The sequence below is a fragment of the Pseudomonas sp. SJZ080 genome (assembly GCF_007828295.1).
In the GTDB taxonomy this organism is placed as follows: Bacteria; Pseudomonadota; Gammaproteobacteria; order Pseudomonadales; family Pseudomonadaceae; genus Aquipseudomonas; species Aquipseudomonas migulae_A.
The window spans coordinates 1-1,018 of the sequence record NZ_VIUK01000070.1 but is presented as its reverse complement, the minus strand read 5'-3'; the positions used below and the strand labels follow the sequence as shown (position 1 = coordinate 1,018).

Below are 1,018 nucleotides of genomic sequence, written 5' to 3'. Positions count from 1 at the left end.
TTTGAATTCTTCGGGATAACGCTGGTTGCTCATGGCACCTCCTAATGGGCCTCATTTTAAGGCTTGGAGGTGTCTACGAAACTAGGGGCGATTCAGCTTGAGCCTGTACCGGGACTGTCAAGGTTGAGATGGAGACTGGGTGATCTGAGGACTTGGATGCGCACCGGCAACACAGAGAGTCGAGATTCAGCCACCGTCATCGCACCTGTTTTACATCCGAAACGCACAGGGAGGCCCACAAAGAAAGCGCAGGTGGAGGCGCGACAATGACCTGTCCTAGCTCTATTCATCTCCTTTGCACCGGGAGCAGTGAGCATGAGTAGACAACGAACCATTCGGGACCAGAATTTTTGGCGCTCCCCACGCTTACTGAATTGCACCACCGAGGACAAAGTTGCTTTGCTGCACCTGTTAACGGCTCCTGACAGCAACATTACGGGCGTATACCCACTTGTTCCACGCATTGCCGGAGCAGAAATTGGATGGACGGCGGATCAGTGGTTGCAGGTCATCCATCGCCTCCAGGATGAAGACCTAGCCAGGTATGACAACGTCAGACTCATAGTTTGGGTAAAAATCTGGTGGGATCACCACTCTGCTACTCAAGTGACAGGGCCAAAACTACGAGCCAGAGCGTTGGAAGAAATTCGCCGTATACCAAGCGAGTGGCTAGACGACTTTCTGAATGACTTCAAAGAAAGGCTGAACGACGACCAGCAGGATTGGATAGATGAATCCCTCCGGCCGCGCTCAAAGCGATACGTAGAAGAAGACTCGATATTACACGGATGCCATATCGATACCGTATCAGCCAGTGTCATACCTAACACTAAACCTCAACTCAAACTCTCAACCAAAACACCAACGTCTTTGCCCACCTCTTACGAATTGGATATGTCAGGAATCCCTCCTGAACATCGGACTGTAGTGGTCTAATGAAACCGGACACCCATTTAGGCGAGAATGCTCGCCAGATAGAGGTGTCTGATGACCAAACAACGTCGTTCCTTTTCCGCTG

Annotated in this window: 1 protein-coding gene; it reads left to right on the top strand. The window is 51.0% G+C overall.

Annotation, left to right across the window (positions count from 1 at the left end):
• The first annotated feature begins 315 nt into the window (after positions 1–315).
• Entirely contained in the window at positions 316–936 is a 621-nt protein-coding gene (locus FBY04_RS32260) for a hypothetical protein (RefSeq protein ID WP_256667222.1), read from the top strand.
• Positions 937–1,018: the final 82 nt, after the last annotated feature.